Below are 23,932 nucleotides of genomic sequence, written 5' to 3' on the forward strand. Positions count from 1 at the left end.
TGATGGATGACGTTTCGAAGGGTGGCCGGGTCCGATCAGACCGCGTCCATTCCGGTTTCGCCGGTGCGGATGCGCACGACTTCCTCGATGTTGGAGACGAAGATCTTGCCGTCACCGATACGGCCTGTCTGCGCCGCCTTGCGGATGGCCTCGATGGCGCCTTCGACCGCATCGTCGCCGAGCACGACCTCGATCTTCACCTTGGGCAGGAAATCGACGACATATTCGGCGCCACGATAGAGTTCGGTGTGGCCTTTCTGGCGTCCGAAGCCCTTTGCCTCGGTGACGGTGATGCCTTGCAGCCCGGCCTCCTGAAGCGCTTCCTTCACTTCGTCCAGCTTGAATGGCTTGATGATCGCTTCGATCTTTTTCATGTAAAAAGTGGCCTCCACTGCCAAAAAAACGGGTTGTGACCCCCCGCTTGCGCCTCCATCAAGCACGAACTGTGCCAATTCAGCGGAGCAGAAGCGGTCTCATGCGATTTCAAAGCCGTACCGCCCCGGGATGCAAATTCGCGTCATTCACTGCATCGGATGCGGCACCGGCTTCTTGAGTCTCCAGAGTGTCAAGGGGTGTTGTGGCACAATAATTGAGCATATCGCCTAAATAGAAGGCATTTGCCGTCTGCAATGCCTCCCATCCGGACATCATGGCCGCGGTCGCGCCAACTCCTCTTGGTTTGCTTCGGATCGAAAACTGGACAATGCTTGATCGAATGCGGATCGGCAATCCATGAGCGATGAACTTCTCACTTCCGTCGAAATGAGCGAGGCGGACCGGCTGGCGATTGCCGCCGGTCCAGTCGCCGGCATAGGCTTGATGCGGCGCGCCGGTGAAGCGGTCGCGGCCGAGGTTTTCACCCGCTATCCCGAGGCAACCCATGTCCATGTGCTTTGCGGGCCTGGCAACAATGGCGGCGACGGCTATGTCGTCGCCCGCATCCTGGCCGACAGCGGCGTCGCCACGACGATCTGGGCGTCCGGGGCGCCGAGGCCGAAAAGCGACGCGGCGCTCGCCGCCGCGGAATGCCCGATCGCGCCTCGGCCGCTGTCCGGCTTTGAAGCCGAGCCCGGCTCGATCGTGGTCGATGCGCTTTATGGGGCAGGGCTGTCCAAGCCGCTATCGGGTGATGCCGCCAGGGCAGTCGATATCGCCACCAACCGACGTTTGCCGGTTATCGCGGTCGATCTGCCTTCGGGCGTTTCCGGCGACAGCGGCAAGGTTTTGGGCGTCGCATTTATCGCGGCCATCACCGTGACCTTTGCGCGCAAGAAACCCGGCCATCTGCTGCTGCCGGGCCGCGAGCGATGCGGTGAGATCGTGCTTGCCGATATCGGCATCGGCGACGATATCATTGCACGGCTCCGGTCCCGGGCGTTCGAGAACAGGCCGGCGCGTTGGCTGCGCGATTTTCCGGTGCCGGCGGTCGACGCGCACAAATACAAACGCGGCCATGTCGGCGTCTTTTCCGGCGGTCCGAGCGCCACCGGCGCGGCGCGGCTGTCGGCGCTGGCCGCGGCCCGAAGCGGGGCAGGGGCGGTGACCGTGCTGTCGCCGGGCAACGCCATGCAGGTCAATGCCGCCCATCTGACCTCGATCATGCTGCGCAAGACCGATGACGTCCCGGACATCGAGGAATTTGCCGGCGAACGCCGGCCTTCGGCGTTCGTGCTTGGGCCCGGCTTTGGCGTCGGCGAAAAAACGCGGACTTTCGGGCTCGCGCTCCTGGCCGCTGGCCAGCCACGGAATGCTTCCGCACAGGTCGACGGCCTTGTGTTCGATGCCGACGCGATCACCTCGTTTCGTGAGGCGCAGGACGTCTTGTTCGAATCGGCGCGCGGGCCGAATGCGCCGGCCCTGGTGATGACACCACACGAAGGGGAGTTTGCCAGGCTGTTTCCCGACATAGCCGGTGATGACGCCCTGTCCAAGCTGGACAAGGCGCGTGCGGCGGCCGCACGTGCCAATGCCATCATCGTCTACAAGGGCGCCGACACGGTGATCGCCGCGCCCGATGGCCGGGCGGCAATCAATTCCAACGGCGCGGCCTGGCTTGCCACCGCCGGGTCGGGCGACGTGCTGTCGGGCATATCAGCCGGCCTGATGGCGCAAGCCATGCCGGCGTTCGAAGCAGCCTGCGCGGCCGTCTGGATCCATGCCGAGGCCGGCAGCCGGTTTGGACCGGGGCTGATTGCCGAGGATCTGCCGCTGGCGCTGGTGCCGGTTTTGCGCGAACTGGTCGAGGCATGGCGCAAGGTGCCTAACGGATGAAGCGTTTCGCGCTCACCGTTGCCGCCTTCATCGCGCTGCTCACCTCGCATGGCGTGCGCGCCCAGCAGCCGGTGACCATCGTCGATGATCCGGCGGTTCTCACCACCCTCGATGCCAAGGGCTTTGGCTTCGCCGGCATTTTCGCCGTCGATGGCGCGGACGACCTGAAGGCGCTCTATGACGAAGCACCCGCCTATCACGCGATCGTTGATGCGGTGGCATCAGACATTGCCACACTTCGGGCCGAGATGAAGGCCGGCGGGCGCACGCTTTACGAGGTAACCGATGGCAATGTCGGTCGCGTCATGGACATGCGCTGGCTGAAGACGGAGGCAGCACGCTTCCGTCTGGTCGGCGTCGTCAACCGGCTTGACCGGCGCGATTTCGCTGCCTTGGAAGGCGAAAGGAGCTGTGGCGAGGTGCGTTTCATCTATCGCCTCGCCTACAGCTTCAAGAAGGACGGCAAGGTCCTGGCCTCGCGGCTGCCGTTCAATTTCAACGCGGTCTACAGTGCGGCACCGGATGCCGATGGCGGCTGTGTTGGCGTTGCCGGACGCTGGACGCCGCAACTGGATGAGAGCATCGACGCTGGCTGGCTGAGCGGCGGGCCGCTGGAGCGGGCAGGGCTCACTTTCAAGCAGCTCGAACTGAATGTGCAAATCGTGCGCTTTCCCTCCGGCCAGGAGACCGAATTCGGCGGGCAGGCCGCCTATCTCATGCGGATATTCGGTATCGATGGCGCCACCGTCAGTGAGAGGCCGCTGGAAAATACACCTGATACCGCGCGGCTCTCGCTAGATGCGGCGCTGAAGAAAGAGCTTGCCGATTATGTCAGAGCCAATATCGCGGCGGTCGATCTCGGCGTCTACGAAATCCCAGACGAATTCCTGGCGAAAAAGGTCATCTCGTGGTCGACCTTCGGCAGCGCGCGGCAGGCCAACCATCCGTTTACGCAAATATTCCAGCCCCAGGAATTCGTATCGCTCGATTATTCCTCGATGAAGCTGGTGCGCACGCCGGAGGCGCTGGTCGAGCGGCTGGACAACGGCGCCTGCCAAGGCTGTCACCAGGCGGGTTCCACGGCCGGCTTTCACTTGATAGGCCTCGACGACAAGACGACGTCGCCGCTCAACCGCATCGAGGTCGGCATCTCGCCGCATCTCCATGCCGAGATTCCCCGGCGCCAGGCCTGGCTGCACGCAACGCAGGAAGGCAAGGAACCGAACCGTTATCGGCCGCTGTCCTTCGCGCCGCCAGCCACCTGGGCTGATACCGGCGACGTCGACTACGCGCCGGCCGAAATGGCGATGCCGTGCCTGATGCCGGACGATGCCAAGCGTTTCGGCGCGACCTGGCAATGCGGCGGCGGCACGGTCTGCACGCCGCTGGTGACCGCGTCTGGCGTGCGTACCACTCTGGCGCAGTGTCTGCTGCCCAAGGACAGCCCAAGAATGTTCTCCGGCCATCCCTGCCTGACCGGGTCGATCGCCAGCAACCAGTCGCAGCCTTTCAACGACCGCTACACGATATCAGGCCAATTCGCCGCCTTCGCACCGGGGATCTCGCGCACCGCCTATACCTGCCGTCCGCCGAAGATCGGCGTGCCGGCCGGAATCGCCTATCGCGCCTGTGACGACAGGGACCGCGGCTTTGCCGCCTTCAAAAGGGGCAATCCGATGGCGAATGAAATCTGCGGGCTGGTCGGCGGAAAAAAATTCGACACTTGCGTGGCGACCAACAATTTCGACCAGTGCCTCGGCGGTGCGGTCAATCGCGGCAACCGGCCGGCGTGTTCGGCCGATCATTTCTGCCGCGAGGATTATATGTGCCAGTCGCTACCGCCGGACACGCCGGGGGCGGCCAAAGTCAAAGGCATCGGCTTCTGCTCGCCGACCTATTTCATCTTCCAGATGCGCATCGACAACCACGCAACGCCATGGGCAAGCGCCACCAGCGCCACGATGGACGCGGGGTTCGGCGCTGCGGAGGAGGAGTGAGTGTTCGACAGCTACCTCTGCCGCTTCACAGCGGGATGTTGTCGTGCTTCTTCCAGGGGTTCTGCATGTCCTTGTTGCGCAGCATCCTGAGCGCGCGCGCGATACGGCGGCGGGTCGAGTGCGGCATGATCACCTCGTCGACATAACCGCGCTCGGCGGCGACGAAGGGCGACAGGAAGCGATCCTCATAAGTCTTTGTATGGGCTGCGATCTTTTCAGCGTCGCCAATGTCCTTGCGGTAGATGATTTCCACCGCGCCCCTGGCGCCCATGACAGCGATCTGCGCCGTCGGCCAGGCATAGTTCATGTCGCCGCGCAGATGTTTTGAGGCCATCACGTCATAGGCGCCGCCATAGGCCTTTCGGGTGATTACGGTGATCTTCGGCACGGTCGCTTCGGCATAGGCAAAGAGCAGCTTGGCACCATGCTTGATCAGCCCGCCATATTCCTGCGCGGTACCGGGCAGGAATCCGGGGACATCGACGAAAGTGACGATCGGGATGGAAAAACAGTCGCAGAAGCGCACGAATCGCGCCGCCTTGCGGCTGGCGTCGGAATCGAGCACGCCGGCTAGCACCATCGGCTGGTTGGCGACGAATCCGACCGTGCGGCCTTCGACCCGGCCGAAACCGGTGACGATGTTCTTGGCGAAATTCTGCTGGATCTCGAAGAAGTCGCCCTCGTCGGCGATCTTCAGGATCAGTTCCTTGATATCGTAGGGCTTGTTGGCGTTGTCGGGGATCAGCCGGTCAAGCGACAGGTCATGGTCGGTCACCGACTGGTAGCATTCGATCTCGGGAATCTCTGATGTGTTCGAAGCAGGCAAAAGATCGACCAGCCGGCGCATCTGCAGCAGTGCCTCGACGTCATTGTCATAGGCGCCGTCGGCGATTGAGGATTTCGTCGTGTGGACCGAGGCGCCGCCGAGGCTTTCCGCCGTCACCGTCTCGTTGGTGACGGTCTTGACCACATCCGGGCCGGTGACGAACATGTAGGAGGTGTCGCGCACCATGAAGATGAAGTCGGTCATGGCGGGCGAATAAACGTCGCCGCCGGCGCATGGGCCCATGATCACGGAAATCTGGGGAATGACCCCGGAGGCCAGCACATTGCGCTGAAAAATCTCGGCATAGCCGCCGAGCGCCGCCACGCCTTCCTGGATGCGGGCGCCGCCGGCATCGTAGAGCCCGATGATCGGCGCGCGGTTGCGCAGCGCCATCTCCTGCACCTTGATGACCTTCTCGGCATGGGCTTCCGACAGCGAGCCGCCGAACACGGTGAAATCCTTGGCGAAGAGATAGACCGGGCGGCCGTTGACCGTGCCCCAGCCGGTGACGACGCCGTCGCCGGCGATCTTGGTCTTCTCCATGCCGAAATCGGTCGAGCGATGCTCGACATACATGTCGAACTCCTCGAACGAACCCTCGTCGAGAAACACCTCGATGCGTTCGCGCGCGGTCAGCTTGCCCTTCCTGTGCTGGGCGTCGATTCGGGCCTGGCCACCGCCCATGCGGGCGATCTCGCGCCGACGCTCGAGTTCCTTCAGCACGTCCTTCATCACCTGGTCCCCAGAAACGGAAAGCTACCTTTGTGGTAATGATGCCCGCCGGGGAGCGCAAGCGTCGGCTTTGGCTGGTTTTTGCTGCGCTGCAACATGGTGCCCCTTGCATTCCGGGGCGAACTCAGCCATATGCAGCCTATAGGCGCTTGGGCCGGGAGATTCCGGCCTTCTCGACAAATGAGACTGGTTGCGTCTGTTTTCCCTCTTTCCGGTATATCGGCCCTCTTTCCGGTACATCATAAAGTGGCGAAAAAGCCCCGTGGCATGATGCCTGCGGGCACGACAGCGCAGCCGAGTGGACGCACACGTCCGCCCGCCTTGTCGTTTCATATCAAATTTTTCGACGGCAGGTTGCGCCCTGCCGCCATTGATGTTTGCGGCCAAGAGGCCGCTTGAAAGAAGATTATTTTGACCAACGAAAACACATTGCCCGGCAACGACACCGCGGAACTCTCCGGTTTCGCGGCGCTGGGAATTACCGGTGCGCTGCTCAAGGCCACCCACAATGCCGGCTTCACCGAACCGAAGCCGATCCAGATGCAGGCCATCCCGCCGCAGATGGAAGGCCGTGACATTTTCGGCATCGCGCAGACGGGCTCCGGCAAGACCGCGGCCTTTGCGCTGCCGATCCTGTCGAAGATCATCGCGCTCGGCACCAAGCGGCGCGCCAAGACGACTCGCGCGCTCATCCTGGCGCCGACCCGCGAACTCGCGGTACAGATCGAGGACACCATCAAGATCCTCGCCAAGGGCGCTCATGTCTCCACGGCACTCGTGCTGGGCGGCGTTTCCCGCTTCAGCCAGGTGAAGAAGGTCGCGCCCGGCGTCGACATCCTGATTGCCACGCCCGGCCGGCTGACCGACCTGGTGCGCGAGGGTGACCTCATCCTCTCCGACACCAAATGGCTGGTGCTGGACGAGGGCGACCGCATGCTCGACATGGGCTTCATCAACGACGTCAAGCGCATCGCCAAGGCGACCGCGCCTGATCGCCAGACGGCGCTGTTCTCGGCCACCATGCCGGACGAGATCGCCGAACTGGCCAAGGGCCTGTTGAAGAACCCGGTTCGCATCGAAGTCTCGCCGCAAAGCACGGCGGCAGCCGAGATCGTGCAGGGCGTCGTCTTCGCCCGCACCAAGCAGAAGCGCCAGGTGCTGTCGACGATGCTCGCCGACGAGGCGATGAAGTCCGTCATCATCTTTTCGCGCACCAAGCATGGCGCCGACCGGGTGACCAAGGACCTCGAGCGCGATGGCTTCAAGGCCGCCGTCATCCATGGCAACAAGTCGCAGAATGCCCGTCAGAAGGCGCTGAACGATTTTCGTGACGGATCAGTGCGCATTCTGGTCGCGACCGACATCGCCGCGCGCGGCATCGACGTGCCCGGCATCAGCCATGTCGTGAATTTCGACCTGCCCGACGAGGCCGAAAGCTACGTCCACCGGATCGGCCGTACCGGCCGCAACGGCATGGACGGCATCGCGATCACGCTTTGCGATCCTTCTGAAAACAGCAAGTTGCGCCAGGTCGAGCGCATCATCCGCACCAAGCTGCCGATCGTTGCCGACCATCTCGGCAGCCCCGATCCGCAGCGCAATCCGGCGGAAAAGAACGAGCGCTTCGAGCCCGCCAATGATCGCAACGACCGCAATGGCCGTCGCGACGGCCGGCGTCCAGGCGGCGAGAACAAGGGCAACGGCTTCGGCAAGAAGCGCTTCGGCGACAAGCCGGCGTTTGCCGGCGAGCGCAAGCCGGAAGGCGCGAAACCCTTCAAGGGCAACAACAAGCGCCGCTTCGGCGGCAAGCGGCCGGCAGCGCGGGCTGCCTGACGCTTCGCGGTAGTCGGCCAAACCTTGATGGTTGGGTGATTGCCTGACTGATAAATATGAAGGCGGTTGAAGCGATGCTTCGGTCGCCCTCTTTGTTTTCTGAACCTTACTTCGCCACCGCCTCGACCCAGACGGTAATCCGTTGCGCCAGGAAAGCCGTGGTCGATGGTGACAGCGCGTCGCCGGCGATGACATGGTTGTCCGGGTCGCCGGTGTCGTCGACCGGTACCAGTTCGTGCGGCGCGCCCCAGCGGCCGGCGATTTCGCGGGTGCGGTCAGGCCGCACCACCCTGTCCGAGTCTGAGAAGATGAACAGGGCAGGGATATCAGCTTTCTCCACGGGCGCTCCATAGGCGAGTTCAGTCAGCGCCTGCATCGGCAGCGTCGCGGCAACCGGATATTTGGTGGTCCAGAATTTTTCGTGCAGCGCGTTGCGCGGCACGAAACTGCGTTCCTTGCCCATGACGAGTTCGGCGATCTGCTTGCCCCACGGCATGGTCAGGATCTCGGCACCTGACGCCTTCACGCCGAAATTGGGCGAGATGAATGCAATGGCCGCCACGCCATCCGACGCGCCGGGTTGTGTTGCCGCCCACGCCGCCAGCGAGCCGCCGGTCGAGGTCGAGATGACGATCACCTTGTCGCCTATCGCCCGACCGATGGCGAGCGCCTCCTCATAGTCGTTGATCCAGGCATTGACGCTGCCCTGCGTCATCGCCGCGCCGTCTTGCCCGTGACCGGTAAGGCGGGTGTAGAAGAGGTTGGCGTCGAGCTGGTCGGCCACCTCGTCGGGCAGGGGGCGGACTTCGCCTTTGGAAGCGGAAAAACCGTGGATATAGACGATCGACAGCGGCGTCTTGGCATGCACCATCGGGTTGGCCCAGACGATCTCCTTCTCCAGCCCGTCGCGGATACCGGGCACGGCGGCTTCCACCTTCGCCACATAGGCCTGCGGATCGTCGCCGATGGCGGAAGGATCGAAGCGGATCGTGGTGTCGACGGGAACGCGTGGACCGAGGACGATGGCCAGTGCAAGGACGGCGATCAGGCCCAGCACAGCAAGCACGATCCGTCGCCCCATTGCAGACTCCACGCAACAACAACAAGCCTATGGCGGTGGCCATGAACAGGCAACGGCCGCCCAGGCAGCCAAACCACCAATCCTGTGGGCATCCTATTCGCTTGGCGGTTTGCGGTCGTAATTAAGCGGCCGTGCCTTCCAACTGGTCATCAGGCTGATCACCCATCGGCACACAGGTCGGGGCAAGAGGGCGAGAAATTTCAGCGGCCAGCTCGTCCGGTACGGAAAGGTGACTTCAAAACCACCGGATTTGATCGCCTTCACCATGCGGCGCGTTGCTCGGCTGACCGGCATCAGGCCCGGCATTGGCAGCATGTTCTTTTCAGTCAGCGGCGTGTCGACAAAACCGGGGTTTATCACCTGGACGCGGATGTTCATCTTGTCGAAATCGTACTTCAGCGACTCTGCCAGAATGTTGATCGCCGCCTTGGTGCCGCCATAGGCGGCGGTGGTCGGCCAGCCGAAATAGGCGGTGACCGATCCGACCAGCACGACATGGCCGCGTGATCGCACGCGCATATGCTCCACGACCGGCACCAGCCCGTTGATGATGCCGAAATAATTGACCTCGAAGGACTTGCGAAAGTCCTTGACGACGAGAGCCTCTCCGGGCGTCGAGATGTAGTTTCCGGCATTGAAGACCGCGAGCACGATCGGACCGAGCTCCTTCTCGATCGCCGCGACCGTTCTTGCCATGCGCGGTTCGTCGGTCACGTCGCAGGGAAAAGCGGTGACACTGCCCGGCATCTGCGCGGTCTCGACAATGAGCGTGTCGATAGGATCGTCGTCCAGCGCGGTTACCGCCACCGCGTAGCCTTGGGACGCCAGATCCCTGGCCAGCGAGCGGCCAATGCCGCTGCTGCCGCCTGTGACCCAGGCGACGCCGTGTTTCGGATCGGCCCGATAGAGTGTCATGCTGCGCCCTGCCGAGTTGTTGGTGCCTTGCTCTAGCGGTCAGGAAATCGAATGAAAAGAGCGCTTTTCGACCACAAGTGCAAAATGAACTGTGCGATACCAAGCTCGGCCTCGGGAACGCCAATGCAGCGCAATGCTGGAAATGCGACTGGACCAGGCAAATTCTTGCCTTGAAACCGCAGCGTCGGGTTTCTAGGGTTTCGGCGCACGCACACAAGGAATCCTGAATGCCCCGTTCTGTGATCGACGCGATCGGCAACACGCCTCTGATCCGCCTCAACAAGGCTTCCGAAGAAACCGGCTGCGAGATCCTAGGTAAGGCCGAGTTCATGAATCCGGGGCAATCGGTCAAGGATCGCGCCGGCCTGTTCATCATCCGTGACGCCGAACAGCGCGGCCTGTTGAAGCCGGGTGGTGTCATCGTCGAGGGCACGGCCGGCAACACGGGCATCGGCCTGACACTGGTCGCCAAGGCGCTGGGTTATCGCACCGTCATCGTCATCCCGGATACGCAGAGCCAGGAAAAGAAGGATACGATCCGGTTGCTCGGCGCCGAGCTGATCGAGGTGCCGGCCGTGCCCTACAAGAACCCCAACAACTACGTGAAACTGTCGGGACGTCTGGCCGAGCAGATGGCCAGGAGCGAGCCGAACGGCGCCATATGGGCCAACCAGTTCGATAATGTCGCCAACCGCGACGGCCATATCCGCACCACGGCGGAGGAAATCTGGAGCCAGACCGGCGGCAAGGTCGATGGTTTCGTCTCGGCGGTGGGGTCCGGCGGCACACTTGCCGGCGTTGCTTTCGGACTGAAGGCCAAGAGCAAGGATGTGAAGATCGCGCTCGCTGATCCACTGGGCGCCGCGCTCTACAGTTTCTACACCAGCGGCGAATTGAAGTCGGAGGGCAGCTCGATCACCGAGGGCATCGGGCAGGGGCGCATCACAGCCAATCTCGAAGGGTTCACGCCGGACTTCTCCTTCCAGATCAAGGATGAGGACGCACTGCCGATCGTTTTCGATCTCATTCAGGAAGAGGGTCTTTGCGTCGGCGGCTCGACCGGCATCAACATCGCCGGCGCGATCCGGCTGGCCAGGGAATTGGGCCCCGGTCATACCATCGTGACCATTCTTTGCGACTACGGCACGCGCTATCAGTCGAAGCTGTTCAACCCGGAATTCCTGCGCGAGAAGAATCTTCCCGTGCCGGGCTGGATGGAACTGCGGAGCAAGATTTCGGTGCCATTCGAAAAGGTCTCGTGATGGCGTACAAAACCGAAGCGCTGTTTCGCGACGATGCCTACCTGCGCACGGCGGATGCGACGGTTGTTGCCGTCAATGATCGTGGCGGCATCATTCTCGACCGGACGATCTTCTACGCCACTTCGGGTGGACAACCTGGAGACACCGGTTATCTCGAGCGCGCCGACGGCAGCCACATCGCCATCGCCGCCACCATCACGGGGGAGACCAAGGACGAGATCATCCATGTGCCGGCGCCCGAGCAGGCGGCCCTGGCGGCTGGCGAGAAGGTCAAACTCGCCATCGACTGGGAACGCCGGCACCTGTTGATGCGCATGCATGCGGCCTGTCACCTGCTTACAGTCGTTTGCCCGTTCCCGATCACGGGTGCCGCGGTTTCCGAGGACGACAGCCGTGTCGATTTCGATATTCCGGACGCCAGTTTCAGCAAGGAAGAGGTGACCGCGAGCCTGATGGGCCTGGTGCGGGCCGATCATCCGATTTTCACCAGGCTGATCAGCGACGAGGAACTCGCCGCGAACCCCGGCCTGGTGAAGTCAAAGAACGTCCGGCCGCCGGTCGGCACCGGCAAGATCCGCCTGGTCTGCATCGGTGAGAATGGCACGGTCGACAGCCAGCCCTGCGGCGGTACGCATGTGAACAGCACCGGCGAAATCGGCGAGATCCACATCGGCAAGATCGAAAAGAAAGGCCGTGAGAACAGGCGTTTCCGTATCCGCTTCGGCCCAATGCCGGCCGCCTGACACGCAACCCTTTGCCTTACCCGGGATAGAGAGAACCACAATGGCCGAAGACAGTCCTTTTATCGTCGACGCGGACTGGCTGCAGGGACGCCTGGGCGAGCCCGGCCTGACAATCGTGGACGCATCCTGGTACTTGCCGGCGCAGAAGCGCGACGCGCGTGCCGAGTATCAAGCCGCCCACATCCCCGGCGCCCGCTTCCTGGACCAGGATGCGGTTTCGGATCCTGACGCTGCCTTGCCGCATACGCTGCCGTCGCCTCGGCATTTCGCGCAATATGTCGGAGCGATGGGCGTCACGGCCGACGACACCATCGTCATCTATGACGGTCCGGGGTTCTTCTCGGCACCCCGGGCATGGTGGATGTTCCGCATCATGGGTGTTTTCCAGGTCTACATTCTCGACGGCGGCTTCGACGGTTGGAAAGCGGCCGGGCGGCCGGTCACGGCCGAGCCGACAAGGATCGCGCCGAGTGTATTCCACGCCGATTTCGACGCAGGTCGCGTCGCCAGCCTCGCCGACATGCGCCGGATCGTCGAGACCGGCGCCAGCCAGGTTGCCGATGCTCGCGGACCCGGCCGCTTCACCGGTGCCGAGCCCGAACCCCGTGCCGGCATCCGTTCAGGCCATATGCCGGGCGCGCGCAATGTGCCGTATTCCGCACTGTCGGAGAATGGTTCGCTGCTGTCGAAGGAGCGTTTGCGCAAGGTGATCGAGGATGCCGGCATTGACCTGTCGAAGCCCATCGTCACGTCTTGCGGCTCCGGTGTCACCGCGGCGGTGCTTACGCTCGCCCTGGAGACGCTTGGCCACACCGACAACAGGCTCTATGACGGCTCATGGACCGAGTGGGGCGGGCTCTCCGACACGCCTGTCGCAACAGGCCCCGCGAAGACCGGCCCCGAAAAGACCGGCAAGGAATGAACGCGATGGAAAACGGCGTGCTGCAGGACATTGAAGTCACGGTGACTTTTCTCGAAATGCATGCCCCTCCTGCCGTCTCGCCGCCAGTGCCTTACAACCGCCAGGTCGCGCTTTTGAAGACCAGGGACATTCCCCTGCATTTCTATCGCTACCTGATGGACCGGGTGGGACGCAAATGGCACTGGGTGAATGTTCTCAGGCTGAATGACGATGAACTTTCAGCCGGCATCCACCGCGAGGATCGCGACATCAGGGTGCTTTATCTCGATGGCGCGCCGGCAGGTTTCTTCGACATCAAGCCGCATCTGCCGGAGGAAGTCGAACTTGCCTATTTCGGCATGATGGAACATGCCACCGGGCAGGGCCTCGGCCGCTGGTTCCTGGGTTCGGCGATTGCGGCCGCGTGGTCATATGGACCGAAACGGGTGACGGTGCAAACCTGTACGCTTGACCATCCGGCGGCACTCCCACTTTACCAGAAGCTCGGTTTCAGTCCGGTCGCGCAGAAGAAGGAGGTCGTGCACCCGCTGCCTTTCGCCGAGCGTTCGGCCAGCGTCATGCGGCCGTAACCCCAGCGGGAATCTGAACCTTTCGTTCATCGGCGCTTCAGCCTGCCTTTGGCATGTTGCCCGCATCATCAATGCGGCAGAGGCCGAAGGAGAAAAGATATGCTGACACGCCGTACACTGGCCGCCGCGCTGATCGCTGCGATTGCGATGCCGAGCCTTGCCGCTGCGCAAGCGACGACACCTTCCGCCGCGACGATCGAGCGCAAACTCGAGGCGGCGCCCCGGGTGAAGCTGCGGCCGAACGAGCGCGTCACCATTCGCGAATTCAAGCGCCGGCCGGATCTGCGCCGCATGGCGCGCTCGATCGACATCCAGTCGATCAATTTCGCCTTCGGCTCGGCCGCCATTTCCAGCTCGCAATACGACAAGATCGAGACCATCGCCAATGCGCTTCGGCGCATCCTGCGCCGCGATCCCGGTGCGCGCGTGCTGATCGAGGGGCATACCGATGCCGTCGGATCCTTTCAGTCGAACCAGATCCTCTCCGAACAGCGTGCCGCCTCGCTGAAGCGCACGCTGGTGCGCGAATTCGGCGTACCCGGCTATGCCCTGGAAACCGTCGGCTACGGCGAGGAGTTCCTGCTCGTGCCGACGCAGAACGAAAACTGGCAGAACCGCAGGGTGACGTTGCGGCGCTTCGACGATTTCATTCGCTGATTCGGGGTTTCGCTGGCTTTATCTGGCCGGCTGGTTTCATGGATCTGGCGCGATCACTGTTGCTTGGTACGAGGGATCGATCGCCGACATCGGATCGGTCCCTCGATCCTTGGCAAGAATCGGGTGGGACGCACCGGCCAGAGCCCATAATGTCCGGTCGACGAGCCGGAGATCTCCATGATGACCATTCAGTTCAAGGCGCTACCCACCGAACATGTCAGAGCCCTGCAGCGCGGCGGACCCGATGCTTACGGCCATACGCCAGAGCGGAACGTCTCCGACGGCGATGGCATGCCTTGCCGGCACTGTCTCAAGAACATCGCAGCCGGCGACGCCTATCTTGTCTTGGCTTTCCGGCCTTTCCCGGGTCTTCAACCCTATGCCGAGACCGGTCCGATCTTCCTGCATGCCGAAGAATGCGAGCGTGCGGCCGAGACCGATGCGCTACCCGAAATCCTCGAAAGCCCGGACTATATCGTGCGCGGCTATGGCGGGGACGACCGTATCGTCTACGGCAGCGGCGCTGTCACCCCGACCGGGGCGATTGCCGCAAGGGCCGAGGCCTTGTTCCAACGCGACGATATTGCCTATGTGCATGTCCGCTCGGCGCGCAACAACTGCTATCAATGCCGGATCGAACGGGCCTGAACCGCGCGGACCGCCGGCAGGAAACTCTGTCGTACTCCCGTCGCATAGATACGATAGAAAGCGATTGTCGATCGATTGGCCGACCGCGGATGAACCGGCGGCAATCTCGATATCGAGGAAGCGGGGCTTTGGCTCCGCTTTTTTGTTGCCCGCGCTTTTCCCAACTGTTTGCCGCACAACAAAAAAAGCCCGTCGGCCAAACCGACGGGCTGCAACTATTGCCTGGAGGGCTTTTTAGTTGAACTTGTACTTCGCGCCGAGACGCACGGTGTGGAAAGAAGACGTGGAGGTGATGGAATCGTCAGCCAGCCCCAACTCCGACGAGAAATCCTTCTTGGCGAACTGCGAATAGCGATATTCGACACCGACGGTGATGTTGCTGGACACGGCTGTTTCCAGGCCGCCACCAACCGAGAAACCGCTGGAGCCCCAATCGAGGATATCGCCGACCGGGTCGGAAGCATTCAGGTCGAAATGCTGCCAGCTATAGCCAGCCAGTGCGTAGGCGAGCGTCGATTCGTTCATCTTCATGCCGACGCGGCCAAGAACATCGAAGCCGTAGTCGGTATCGACATTGATCGATCCGACGCCGAGGTCCAGCTTCGAGGTCATGCCGGAGTAGCGAGCATCCACCATGACGCCTGCGACCCAACTGCCGAAATCCTGGTCGTAACCAACGTTCAACTCTCCAAACGCGCCTTCGCCACCGAGGCCATTGAACTTGGCGCCGCCGAGCGGCGGAATTTCGATCTGGTGCACGGACGCACCCGCGCCACCCGCGCCACCGATATAGAAACCGGTCCAGTTGTAGGCGGGGGTTTCAAAAGTAGCACCGCCGCCATTCTGCGCGCCAAAACGGTAGTTGGCTGCAATCTGGAACGTATGCCGCGACGTATCGAAGTTGAGAAGGCCATCCGGCGCACCGATAAGGCCCGCCTCTGAGAGGAGATCTCCCTTGGTGCCGAAGCGCGTATAACGGTACTCAGTCTTGATCGTCCAGTTGCTGTTGATGGCCGTTTCAATGCCGCCGCCGACGAAGTAGCCGCTCTGGTCCCAATCAAAGCCGAAGCCAGCATTGGTATCGAGCTTGTACTTCTGCCAGGAATAGCCGCCGAGCACGTAGCCCAGTGTATTCGGGGTAAACAGATAGCCTACGCGCAGGCCAGCGTCGAAACCGTATGTCTCTTGGATCGAGGCGTTGAGACCGGCGGCATCGATCTTGGTTTTGATATCGCCCACGTGGACGTCCAGCAATCCACCGAGCAGAAAGCGGGGCGACACCATGTAGTCATAGCCGGCGGTCAGTTCACCGTAAACGCCTTCGCCGCCGATGCCGTTCAGCGAGATAGGAGCAAAATCACTGCCCAACTCATGAACGTTGGCTCCGGCGCCAACGCCAAAGCCGACATAAACACCGCTCCAATTGAAACCGGAGGCTTCCACTGGCTGTACGACGTCTGCCGCGTGGGCCGCGGACATCAAAGCCACGACAGAGACAGCACCGAAAAGAAAAGATTTCGCGGAAACGCGAGTAAGCATTAGCCCGTACCCCTAGTAATAAACCCAAGCTGTTCCTAACAGGGAGTCGGTCAATTTGGGTATGACAAAAATGCAACAGTCTCAGGCAACCTGCCTCCGCAGCTGACACCGACCTGACCAGCAACCAGGCTTGTCGGCCTGGATAGGCCAGTAAAAAGCCCGCCGGAGAAATCCGGCGGGCAGCAATTAGCACGTTGACTTTTTCTGGGTGTATTACGCGGCCAGAACGGCTTTCGGCTCGACCAGTTCGTAGCCCAGCGCTTCGGCCACCGCACGATTCGTGATCTTGCCCTTGTGGACATTGAGGCCGTTGCGCAAATGATGGTCGTCGACCAGCGCCTTCAGGCCCTTGTCGGCGAGCTGCAGGCCGTAGTGCAGTGTCGCGTTGTTCAACGCATGGGCCGAGGTCACCGGCACGGCACCTGGCATGTTGGCGACGCAATAGTGGATAACGCCGTCAACCTCGTAGGTCGGCTCGGCGTGAGTCGTCGCATGCGAGGTTTCGAAGCAGCCACCCTGGTCGATGGCGACGTCGACCAGCACCGAGCCCTTCTTCATGCCCGACAACATTTCGCGGGTGACGAGCTTCGGCGCCGCGGCGCCCGGGATCAGTACGGCGCCGACGACGATGTCGGCCGAGAAGCATTCTTCCTCGAGCGCCTCGACGGTCGAATAGCGGGTATGCACACGGCCGGCGAAGAGGTCATCGAGCTGGCGCAGGCGCGGGATCGAGCGGTCGATGATGGTGACGTCGGCGCCAAGACCGGCAGCCATGCGGGCGGCATGCAGGCCGACGACGCCGCCGCCGAGCACGGTGACCTTGCCGGGAAGCACGCCGGGCACGCCGCCGAGCAGCACGCCACGGCCGCCATTTGCCTTCTGCAGCGCCGTGGCGCCGGCCTGGATCGACAGGCGGCCGGCGACTTCCGACATCGGCGCGAGCAGCGGCAGGCCGCCACGATCGTCGGTCACGGTTTCGTAGGCGATCGCGGTCACGCCCGAAGCGAGCAGGCCCTTGGTCTGTTCCGGGTCCGGAGCCAAGTGAAGGTAGGTGTACAGGATCTGGCCGTCGCGCAGCTGCGCCCATTCATTGGGCTGCGGCTCCTTGACCTTGACGATCATGTCCGACTTGGCGAACACGTCGGCGGCGGTCTTGGCGATGGTGGCGCCGGCGGCGCGATAGGCATTGTCATCGGCGCCAATGCCGGCACCGGCACCAGTCTCGACCAGTACTTCATGGCCGTGCGCCACATATTCGCGAACCGAGCCGGGCGTGAGGCCGACACGGTATTCGTGGTTCTTGATTTCCTTGGGGCAGCCGACGCGCATTGTCTTCTCCTGATCCGGGCCCTTTTGGGCTCACTCCCTGTATCGTCTGAGTGAACCACGAATCGGCGCGCAAGTGTTTGCGAATGCGCTTGCGCGGACAGGCACGTTTCGATAATTGTTGCGCCAAATGGCCGGATATTCGCAGGATTCACGAAAAATGCCGCTCGACAGGATCGATATCGCCATTCTTGAGACATTGCAGAAGGATGGCAGGATACCCAATGCGGCGCTCGCCGAGAAGGTTGGCCTGTCGCAATCGGCCTGTTCGCGCCGGCTCGATAATCTGGAAAAATCCGGAACCATTCGCGGCTACCACGCCCGGCTTTCCAATGCAGCGCTCGGTCATCAGATGACGGCGATCGTGCATATATCCTTGTCGGGCCAGTTCGAGAAGACGCTGTCGGATTTCGAGGCGGCAATCAAGCGGTGCCCCAACGTGCTGTCCTGCCACCTGATGTCGGGCGAATACGACTACATCCTGCGCATCGCGGCAAAGGACCTGGTCGACTATGAGCGCATCCACAAGGAATGGCTGTCGGCCATGCCGCATGTCACCAAGATCAACTCGTCCTTTGCCTTGCGTGAAATCGTCGACCGCACCGCCATGGGCATGAAGCCGGAGATGGCTTAGACGTATTGATATTCAGGTGACGCGGGCCTCCGAACGGCAAGGTCTCGCGCTTTCGATGCTCACGGACCCGAATGTCTGCTCCGTTCCGATTCTCAGACCTCGCCATTCTCGGCACGGCCTGACCTGAATCTTAACACATCTGGCTGGCTTCCGTGACAATCCGATCCATCGGAATGTCGTGCGGCTGCGGATAGATGGTCGCGATGCGCTGCAGTTCGTAGCCGACTCCGATGACCAGCGGCCTGAACGGCATGGCGGCCAGCGTGCGGTCGAAGAAGCCGCCGCCATAGCCCAGGCGATAGTTTGCAGGATCGATGCCGACGATCGGCGAGATGACGATGTCCGGCAGCACCGGATCGCCCTCGGCCGGGATCGGGATGTTCCAGACGCCTTTTTCCAGCCGGTCGCCCGGTTTGTAGGCGCGGAAGATCAGCGGTTGCGCTTTCTCCACGACGATGGGCAGCGCTGTGCGGCCGCCTCGTTCATTGATCGCCGCCATCCACGGCCGCAGGTCCGGTTCGCCGCGAAACGGCCAGTAGAGACTGACCGTGCGGCCAGCGATATCGCCGATGATCGCGTCGAGCCCTTCGGCGATGCGCTGAGACATTGCCGTTCGCGCGTCGGCCGAAACTGCGAGTCGCGCTGCGATCAGCCGCTCGCGCTCGGCTTTGCGCCAGCGTCTCACATCGGTCCAGTCGGATAGCGGCGCCTGGAATGCCGGATCGAGTTCATGCATGAAGCAGGGCGGCGAGGCATACTGTGCCGGACCCTGGTCGTCATGATCGTTAGCCATGCGTCACCTCATCGCGTGTTTGATCAGGCTATACCTCGCGACACGATACATCTTGTGCATTCACGACATGGGACGACGAGTCCCGGGCACCGTCCTTTTGTTGCTGCGTTGCACAAAAATACCTACATTCAGGACAGGCGATCTTGCCGTCAGGGGTGAACGAGATGACTGAACCCAGCCACCATGTCATCGTTGTCGGTGCAGGTTTCGGCGGCCTCGAATTCACCCGAGCGCTCGCCGGCGCACCGGTGCGCATCACCATGATCGACAAGCGCAACCATCATCTTTTCCAACCGCTGCTCTACCAGGTTGCGACGACCGCGCTGGCAACCTCCGAGGTTGCGTGGCCGATCCGCCATCTCCTGCGCAAGCGCAAGGACGTGACGACGCTACTGGCCAATGTCACCGGCGTCGACCGTGCCGGCAGACGCGTGCTGCTCGATGACGGCAGCGCGGTCGCCTACGACACGCTAGTGCTGGCCACCGGCGCGCGGCACGCCTATTTCGGCCATGATGAATGGGAGCCTTTTGCGCCGGGTTTGAAGACGCTGGAGGACGCCACCACCATTCGGCGGCGCATTCTCCTGGCTTTCGAGCAGGCCGAGCGCGAAACCGATCCCGCCAGGCGCCAGGCGCTGCTGACCATTGCGATCGTCGGCGGTGGGCCGACCGGCGTGGAACTCGCCGGCACCATCGCCGAACTGGCACACGACACGCTGCGCGGCGAGTTCCGCAATATCGATACGCGGCAAACGCGCGTGGTGCTGATCGAGGCCGGCGACCGCATCCTTGCCAATTTCGCGCCGAAACTCTCCGGTTACGCCAGCAAGGCGCTGGAGCGTCTTGGCGTGACGGTTGAGCTCGGCCGCGCCGTCACGCGCTGCGACGCCGAGGGTGTTGTGTTTGGCGACAAGCAGCTGGCAGCCCGGACGATCCTGTGGGCGGCCGGCGTTGCCGCCTCGCCCGCCGCTGAATGGCTGGGCGCGAAGGCGGATCGCGCGGGCAGGGTGCTCGTCGAGCCAGACCTCAGCGTGTCCGGCAGTCCGGAGATTTTTGTCATCGGCGACGCCGCTCTTGTGCTGAGGCCAGATGGACGGCCGGTACCTGGCGTGGCGCCTTCCGCCAAGCAGGAGGGCCGACATGTCGCGGCTACCATCAAGGCCAGGCTTGCCGGCGACAAGACGGTACGTCCTTTCCACTACAAGCACGCCGGCGACCTGGCGACGATCGGAAAACGCGCCGCCGCGATCGATTTCGGCTGGATCAAGCTCACGGGCTGGCTCGCCTGGTGGCTGTGGGGAATTGCGCACATCTATTTCCTGATCGGTTTCCGCAACCGGCTGGCGGTTTCCCTGAGCTGGCTATGGATCTACGTCACAGGCCAGCGCAGCGCTCGGCTGATCACCCAGGGCGACGACGACAAGACCTGACTTTTCTTCACTGTTCCATTCATCCGCGCGTCATCTCCAGCTGATGGACTGATGTCCGGATGCGCGCGACTTCTTGAGTGGACTTGAGCCTATTTCGGCGCGAAGTTCGCTCCGGGGCAGGGCGTCAGGTAGTCGAACAGGAGAAAACATGTCGCAACTGCTCCACCCCGTCTCCCGCCGCGGTTTTCTCGCTGGCGCCGCAGCCACAGGGGCGCTGATCGTGCTTCATCCCTTCTCCGCCCGCGCTCAAGCTAACCAGGCGCATCTTCGGATCATGGAAACCACCGACATCCATGTGAACGTGCTGCCCTATGATTACTACGCCGACAAAGCCAACGACACGATGGGCCTGTCGCGCACCGCATCCCTGATCGACGCGGTGCGCAAGGAAGCCGTCAACTCGATGCTGATCGACAATGGCGACCTGCTGCAGGGCAACCCGATGGGCGACTACATCGCCTACGAGAAAGGCCTCAAGGACGGCGACCTGCATCCGATCATGAAAGGCATGAACCTGCTCGGCTATGAATGCTCGACGCTCGGCAACCACGAGTTCAACTACGGCCTGTCTTTCCTGGACAAGGTGCTGGCCGGCGCCAATTTCCCCTTCGTCTGCGCCAATCTGATCCGCGGCACCGAGCTTGCCGCCAACCCGCGTGACGACAAGCTCTACCTCAAGCCCTATGTGATCCTCGACAAGAAGATCAAGGACGGTTCGGGCGCCGAACAGCCGATCAGGATCGGCATTATCGGTTTCGTGCCGCCGCAGATCATGGTCTGGGACCTCAAGAATCTCGAAGGCAACGTCAAGACGCGCGACATCGTCGAGGCGGCCAAGGCCTGGGTGCCGCAGATGAAGGAAGAGGGCGCCGACATCGTCATCGCGCTCTCGCATTCCGGCATTGATGTGAAGCAGGGCGACATGATGGAGAACGCCTCGTTCTTCGTCGCCGCCCTCGAGCAGGACCACCAGGCGACCCTGGCCTATGTGCGCCGTCCGGTCGGCAAGACCTCCGCGCCGCTCTATTCCTATTTCGCGCTGGTCGCGGACGATCCGTCGGTGCAGGTCGTCAGCCAGGCACAGACCTGGTACTTGAAGGACATACTCAAGAGCTCGCAGTGGAAGGACGTGCCGCTGCTGTCGGCCGCCGCTCCCTTCAAGGCAGGCGGGCGCAACGGCGCCGACTACTACACCGACGTGCCTGCCGGCGACATCGCCATCAAGAACGTCGCCGACCTCTATCTCTATCCCAACACCGTGCGCGCCGTCGAAATCACCGGCGCCCAGGTCAAGGAATGGCTGGAAATGTCGGCCGGCATCTTCAACAGGATCGAGGCGGGGAAGACCGACCAGACGCTCATCAACACCGATTTCCCGTCCTACAATTTCGATGTCATCGATGGCGTCTCCTACAAGATCGATCTGTCGCAGCCGCCGAAATATGATGCCAAGGGCGGCGTGGCGAATGCCGGCGCCAATCGCATCGTCGACTTGATGTTCGACGGAAAACAAATTGATCCCAATCAGAAATTCGTCGTCGCGACCAACAATTACCGTGCCGGCGGCGGCGGCAATTTCCCCGACATCAATGCCTCCAAGATCATCTACGAAGCGCCCGACACCAACCGCGACGTCATCGTTCGCTATATTGTGAGCCAGGGCACGATCAACCCGTCGGCCGACGGCAACTGGTCGTTCGCGCCGCTGCCGGGAACCAGCGTCGTGTTCGAGACGGGCGTCAAGGCAAAGGACTTCATCGCCGATGTGAAGTCGCTGAAGATCGAACCGGCGGGCGAGGGCGAAGCCGGTTTTGCTAGATATCGCATCCTGCTTTGATCCGGTGGCCTGAAACGGTTCGGCATTTCAGGGAAACGCCGAACCGCTCCATCTCCTCGATTGAAGGCAATTCCGGATCGTTTTCACCGATTCCGGAATTTGTCTTGTTTCTCGGGATTGCTCCGGCTGGTGCGCATGGCGCGGCCCTTAGTTTTCGGGGGTCAGCGGCAGTGCCGTCGCGGGGGCTTGCGGGCTGACTGGCTGCGTCGGCTCGAGCGACATGCCAGTCGGGTCGCTGGGCACGGTCAAGGGCGTCATCCCGGCCGGAGCATGCACCTCGTGGATGGTCGAGGTTGGTGTGTTGTCGATGAGATCGCCGGCACCAGGCGTCATGGTTGGACCGATGCTGGCACCCAGCGGATCGTTCATGACGGTCGGTGGGGTTATGCGCCGTGCATCGGCAGCGGATATCGCGGCAAGCAGGATGGCAATGGCGGTAAGTGTTCGCTTCATGGAAGCCTCCTATGGTCAGAGGCGCTCGGCGTAATCTTGGCGCGGGGCGTCCGATGCGTGAGAACGGCCGACGCACGATCGCGGTTTCATCACGTCGCATCAAGACGCCGCGATTGGCGCTTTGGCTTAACCTCGTAAGCTCGACGGTGCGGGGATGTTCACCAAAAGGCGGCCCACTGGCATATCGACCTACGCCTTGTAGACCACCTGGCGCACGTCGATGTAGCTGGCGCGGAAACCGGCTTCGCAATAGTGCAGGTAGAACTCCCACAGCTTCTTGAAGCGATCGTCGAAGCCGAGCGGTACGATCTTCTCCCACGACGCCCAGAAACGATGCCGCCATTCGGCGAGTGTGCGCGCATAGTCGTCGGGGAAAACGCGCTCACGCAGATGCGCAAGGCCATGATCCTTGCCGAGCGCCTTCAGGATCGACGGTGTCGGCAGCATGCCGCCGGGAAATACATAGCGCTGGATGAAATCCGGCCTGGCGCGATAGGTGTCGTAAGCGGCTTCGTTGATGGTGATGATCTGCAGACCCGCGGTGCCGCCGGGTTTCAGGCAAGCTTTCATCTTCGAGAAGAACACCGGCAGTATTTTTCGCCGACCGCCTCGAACATCTCGATAGACGCAATGCGGTCGTAAGTCCCTGTTTCGTCGCGGTAATCCTGCAGCTTGATGTCGACCTTGTCGGCAAGCCCGGCCTTGGCGATGCGTGCCTTGGCGAAGTCGTGCTGTTCGCGGCTGATCGTCAGTCCCGTAACGCGGCAGCCGATTTCGCGTGCCGCGAATTCGGCAAAGCCGCCCCAGCCGCAGCCGATCTCCAGCACATGATCCTTTCCGCCGATACCCGTATCCCTGGCCAGTGCCCGATATTTGGCGGCCTGGGCGCTTTCAAGATCATTGGCGCCGTTGGCGTAGAGCGCCGAGGAATAGGTCATGCTCGGGTCGAGCCACTCCTTGTAGAAGGCGTTGCCGAGATCGTAGTGCGCCGAGATATTGCGCTTCGAACCGGTGCGCGTGTTCTCGTTGAACCAGTGGCGGATGCGCTGGACGGTATTGATGAGCCAGCTGGCGCCGCCGGCGACGCGTTCGCCGATCGCCGAATTGACCACGAACAATTCCAGGAAGCTGGTCACGTCAGGGCTTTCCCAATCGCCGTCCATATAGGATTCGGCAACGCCGATCGTGCCGCCGGAAAAGGCGCGGCCTGGCAGGCGCCAGTTCTTCAACACCAACTCGGCGTCGGGGCCAGGCCCCTTGCCGCCGACCAGAACGGCGCGACCGTCCGGCATCCTGACCTTGAGCGAACCGCGCGGCAGGTTCATCGCCGCCGAAAGCACCATGCGCGCCTTGGCCGGCAGGCCCTTGACGATCTCGGCGAAATTGAATTCGTCGAGCCTGACTGCTTCGCTCAGCGCTGCGCTGTGATGTTCCCCATGTGCCATTTCACGCCCCTGGATTTTC

Annotated in this window: 20 protein-coding genes and 1 pseudogene; 12 read left to right on the forward strand and 9 right to left on the reverse strand. The window is 62.3% G+C overall.

Translation table 11 applies throughout. The features are described 5' to 3' along the window. Window positions 1-35: 35 nt before the first annotated feature. Window positions 36-374 carry a P-II family nitrogen regulator gene (locus AC1VON_RS20320; RefSeq protein ID WP_006205430.1) on the reverse strand — a complete coding sequence of 113 codons (339 nt, stop codon included), beginning with the start codon at window positions 372-374 and terminating at the stop codon, window positions 36-38. 358 nt (window positions 375-732) lie between these two features. Here AC1VON_RS20320 and AC1VON_RS20325 point away from each other — a divergent pair, with 358 nt between their 5' ends. Further along, window positions 733-2,271, forward strand: coding sequence for an NAD(P)H-hydrate dehydratase (locus AC1VON_RS20325; RefSeq protein WP_483124642.1), 1,539 nt, complete (start codon window positions 733-735; stop codon window positions 2,269-2,271). Continuing rightward, window positions 2,268-4,268, forward strand: coding sequence for a hypothetical protein (locus AC1VON_RS20330; RefSeq protein ID WP_483124643.1), 2,001 nt, complete (start codon window positions 2,268-2,270; stop codon window positions 4,266-4,268). Before AC1VON_RS20325 ends, AC1VON_RS20330 begins: the two co-directional genes overlap by 4 nt. Window positions 4,269-4,293: 25 nt before the next feature. On the opposite strand, the gene AC1VON_RS20335 is transcribed toward AC1VON_RS20330, so the two are convergent. Then, complete coding sequence (locus AC1VON_RS20335) at window positions 4,294-5,826, reverse strand: acyl-CoA carboxylase subunit beta (RefSeq protein WP_483124644.1); 1,533 nt, start codon at window positions 5,824-5,826, stop codon at window positions 4,294-4,296. Window positions 5,827-6,237: 411 nt separating this feature from the next. Between AC1VON_RS20335 and AC1VON_RS20340 the strand changes: the two genes are divergently transcribed. After that, window positions 6,238-7,659, forward strand: a complete 1,422-nt coding sequence (locus tag AC1VON_RS20340) for a DEAD/DEAH box helicase (RefSeq protein WP_172350620.1) — start codon at window positions 6,238-6,240, stop codon at window positions 7,657-7,659. A 106-nt stretch (window positions 7,660-7,765) separates the two neighbouring features. Here the strand turns inward: AC1VON_RS20340 and AC1VON_RS20345 are convergent, their stop codons facing one another. Together AC1VON_RS20345 and AC1VON_RS20350 are read right to left on the reverse strand one after the other, a co-directional pair. After that, complete coding sequence (locus AC1VON_RS20345; RefSeq protein WP_172350619.1) at window positions 7,766-8,740, reverse strand: alpha/beta hydrolase; 975 nt, start codon at window positions 8,738-8,740, stop codon at window positions 7,766-7,768. Between the two features lie 93 nt (window positions 8,741-8,833). Beyond that, on the reverse strand, window positions 8,834-9,655 hold the full coding sequence (locus AC1VON_RS20350) for an SDR family oxidoreductase (RefSeq protein WP_172350618.1): 822 nt from the start codon (window positions 9,653-9,655) through the stop codon (window positions 8,834-8,836). Window positions 9,656-9,882: 227 nt separating this feature from the next. On the opposite strand from AC1VON_RS20350, the gene AC1VON_RS20355 reads away from it, so the two are divergent. The 6 genes from AC1VON_RS20355 (at window position 9,883) to AC1VON_RS20380 (ending at window position 14,456) form a co-directional block, all read left to right on the forward strand. After that, a complete protein-coding gene (locus AC1VON_RS20355; protein ID WP_172350617.1) occupies window positions 9,883-10,917 on the forward strand; it encodes a cysteine synthase A in 1,035 nt (344 codons plus the stop codon). After that, complete coding sequence (locus AC1VON_RS20360) at window positions 10,917-11,660, forward strand: alanyl-tRNA editing protein (RefSeq protein ID WP_483124645.1); 744 nt, start codon at window positions 10,917-10,919, stop codon at window positions 11,658-11,660. The genes AC1VON_RS20355 and AC1VON_RS20360 overlap by 1 nt, the downstream gene beginning before the upstream one ends. A 40-nt stretch (window positions 11,661-11,700) precedes the next feature. Beyond that, window positions 11,701-12,582 carry a 3-mercaptopyruvate sulfurtransferase gene (gene sseA, locus AC1VON_RS20365; protein WP_172350615.1) on the forward strand — a complete coding sequence of 294 codons (882 nt, stop codon included), beginning with the start codon at window positions 11,701-11,703 and terminating at the stop codon, window positions 12,580-12,582. A 5-nt stretch (window positions 12,583-12,587) separates the two neighbouring features. After that, window positions 12,588-13,151, forward strand: coding sequence for a GNAT family N-acetyltransferase (locus AC1VON_RS20370; protein ID WP_172352979.1), 564 nt, complete (start codon window positions 12,588-12,590; stop codon window positions 13,149-13,151). 99 nt (window positions 13,152-13,250) lie between these two features. Next, the gene (locus tag AC1VON_RS20375; protein ID WP_140773890.1) at window positions 13,251-13,808 is read left to right on the forward strand and encodes an OmpA family protein; all 558 of its coding nucleotides are present in this window, start codon (window positions 13,251-13,253) and stop codon (window positions 13,806-13,808) included. Between the two features lie 180 nt (window positions 13,809-13,988). After that, entirely contained in the window at window positions 13,989-14,456 is a 468-nt protein-coding gene (locus AC1VON_RS20380) for a DUF1203 domain-containing protein (RefSeq protein WP_483126350.1), read from the forward strand. 234 nt (window positions 14,457-14,690) lie between these two features. Here AC1VON_RS20380 and AC1VON_RS20385 read toward each other — a convergent pair whose 3' ends face one another. Then, a complete protein-coding gene (locus AC1VON_RS20385) occupies window positions 14,691-15,995 on the reverse strand; it encodes an outer membrane protein (protein WP_172350613.1) in 1,305 nt (434 codons plus the stop codon). A 213-nt stretch (window positions 15,996-16,208) separates the two neighbouring features. After that, entirely contained in the window at window positions 16,209-17,324 is a 1,116-nt protein-coding gene (gene ald, locus AC1VON_RS20390; protein ID WP_172350612.1) for an alanine dehydrogenase, read from the reverse strand. Window positions 17,325-17,481: 157 nt separating this feature from the next. On the opposite strand from ald, the gene AC1VON_RS20395 reads away from it, so the two are divergent. Then, entirely contained in the window at window positions 17,482-17,955 is a 474-nt protein-coding gene (locus tag AC1VON_RS20395) for an Lrp/AsnC family transcriptional regulator (RefSeq protein ID WP_010909317.1), read from the forward strand. Between the two features lie 130 nt (window positions 17,956-18,085). Here AC1VON_RS20395 and AC1VON_RS20400 read toward each other — a convergent pair whose 3' ends face one another. Next, window positions 18,086-18,748, reverse strand: coding sequence for a 5-formyltetrahydrofolate cyclo-ligase (locus AC1VON_RS20400; RefSeq protein WP_483124646.1), 663 nt, complete (start codon window positions 18,746-18,748; stop codon window positions 18,086-18,088). Window positions 18,749-18,912: 164 nt separating this feature from the next. Between AC1VON_RS20400 and AC1VON_RS20405 the strand changes: the two genes are divergently transcribed. Both AC1VON_RS20405 and AC1VON_RS20410 read left to right on the forward strand, forming a co-directional pair. Next, window positions 18,913-20,178 (forward strand): NAD(P)/FAD-dependent oxidoreductase, encoded by a 1,266-nt coding sequence (locus AC1VON_RS20405; RefSeq protein ID WP_172350610.1) that lies wholly within the window; start codon window positions 18,913-18,915, stop codon window positions 20,176-20,178. A 148-nt stretch (window positions 20,179-20,326) separates the two neighbouring features. Next, window positions 20,327-22,015, forward strand: a complete 1,689-nt coding sequence (locus AC1VON_RS20410) for a 5'-nucleotidase C-terminal domain-containing protein (protein WP_483124647.1) — start codon at window positions 20,327-20,329, stop codon at window positions 22,013-22,015. Window positions 22,016-22,162: 147 nt separating this feature from the next. Here the strand turns inward: AC1VON_RS20410 and AC1VON_RS20415 are convergent, their stop codons facing one another. Beyond that, window positions 22,163-22,468 carry a hypothetical protein gene (locus tag AC1VON_RS20415; RefSeq protein WP_483124648.1) on the reverse strand — a complete coding sequence of 102 codons (306 nt, stop codon included), beginning with the start codon at window positions 22,466-22,468 and terminating at the stop codon, window positions 22,163-22,165. A gap of 189 nt (window positions 22,469-22,657) precedes the next feature. Continuing rightward, window positions 22,658-23,913 (reverse strand): annotated as a pseudogene (locus AC1VON_RS20420) (class I SAM-dependent methyltransferase). Window positions 23,914-23,932 lie beyond the last annotated feature (19 nt).

This window comes from Mesorhizobium sp. HAY1-8B, assembly GCF_056868045.1.

What these genes read in the sequence shown, in the direction of transcription:
- AC1VON_RS20355 (WP_172350617.1), top strand. Translation starts at nt 9,883, where the DNA reads ATGCCCCGTTCTGTGATCGACGCGATCGGCAACACGCCTCTGATCCGC.
- AC1VON_RS20415 (WP_483124648.1), bottom strand. Translation starts at nt 22,468, where the DNA reads ATGAAGCGAACACTTACCGCCATTGCCATCCTGCTTGCCGCGATATCC.
- AC1VON_RS20400 (WP_483124646.1), bottom strand. Translation starts at nt 18,748, where the DNA reads ATGGCTAACGATCATGACGACCAGGGTCCGGCACAGTATGCCTCGCCG.
- AC1VON_RS20345 (WP_172350619.1), bottom strand. Translation starts at nt 8,740, where the DNA reads ATGGGGCGACGGATCGTGCTTGCTGTGCTGGGCCTGATCGCCGTCCTT.
- AC1VON_RS20410 (WP_483124647.1), top strand. Translation starts at nt 20,327, where the DNA reads ATGTCGCAACTGCTCCACCCCGTCTCCCGCCGCGGTTTTCTCGCTGGC.
- AC1VON_RS20360 (WP_483124645.1), top strand. Translation starts at nt 10,917, where the DNA reads ATGGCGTACAAAACCGAAGCGCTGTTTCGCGACGATGCCTACCTGCGC.
- AC1VON_RS20325 (WP_483124642.1), top strand. Translation starts at nt 733, where the DNA reads ATGAGCGATGAACTTCTCACTTCCGTCGAAATGAGCGAGGCGGACCGG.
- AC1VON_RS20330 (WP_483124643.1), top strand. Translation starts at nt 2,268, where the DNA reads ATGAAGCGTTTCGCGCTCACCGTTGCCGCCTTCATCGCGCTGCTCACC.
- ald (WP_172350612.1), bottom strand. Translation starts at nt 17,324, where the DNA reads ATGCGCGTCGGCTGCCCCAAGGAAATCAAGAACCACGAATACCGTGTC.
- AC1VON_RS20380 (WP_483126350.1), top strand. Translation starts at nt 13,989, where the DNA reads ATGACCATTCAGTTCAAGGCGCTACCCACCGAACATGTCAGAGCCCTG.
- AC1VON_RS20350 (WP_172350618.1), bottom strand. Translation starts at nt 9,655, where the DNA reads ATGACACTCTATCGGGCCGATCCGAAACACGGCGTCGCCTGGGTCACA.
- AC1VON_RS20375 (WP_140773890.1), top strand. Translation starts at nt 13,251, where the DNA reads ATGCTGACACGCCGTACACTGGCCGCCGCGCTGATCGCTGCGATTGCG.
- sseA (WP_172350615.1), top strand. Translation starts at nt 11,701, where the DNA reads ATGGCCGAAGACAGTCCTTTTATCGTCGACGCGGACTGGCTGCAGGGA.
- AC1VON_RS20385 (WP_172350613.1), bottom strand. Translation starts at nt 15,995, where the DNA reads ATGCTTACTCGCGTTTCCGCGAAATCTTTTCTTTTCGGTGCTGTCTCT.
- AC1VON_RS20335 (WP_483124644.1), bottom strand. Translation starts at nt 5,826, where the DNA reads ATGAAGGACGTGCTGAAGGAACTCGAGCGTCGGCGCGAGATCGCCCGC.
- AC1VON_RS20370 (WP_172352979.1), top strand. Translation starts at nt 12,588, where the DNA reads ATGGAAAACGGCGTGCTGCAGGACATTGAAGTCACGGTGACTTTTCTC.
- AC1VON_RS20405 (WP_172350610.1), top strand. Translation starts at nt 18,913, where the DNA reads ATGACTGAACCCAGCCACCATGTCATCGTTGTCGGTGCAGGTTTCGGC.
- AC1VON_RS20320 (WP_006205430.1), bottom strand. Translation starts at nt 374, where the DNA reads ATGAAAAAGATCGAAGCGATCATCAAGCCATTCAAGCTGGACGAAGTG.
- AC1VON_RS20395 (WP_010909317.1), top strand. Translation starts at nt 17,482, where the DNA reads ATGCCGCTCGACAGGATCGATATCGCCATTCTTGAGACATTGCAGAAG.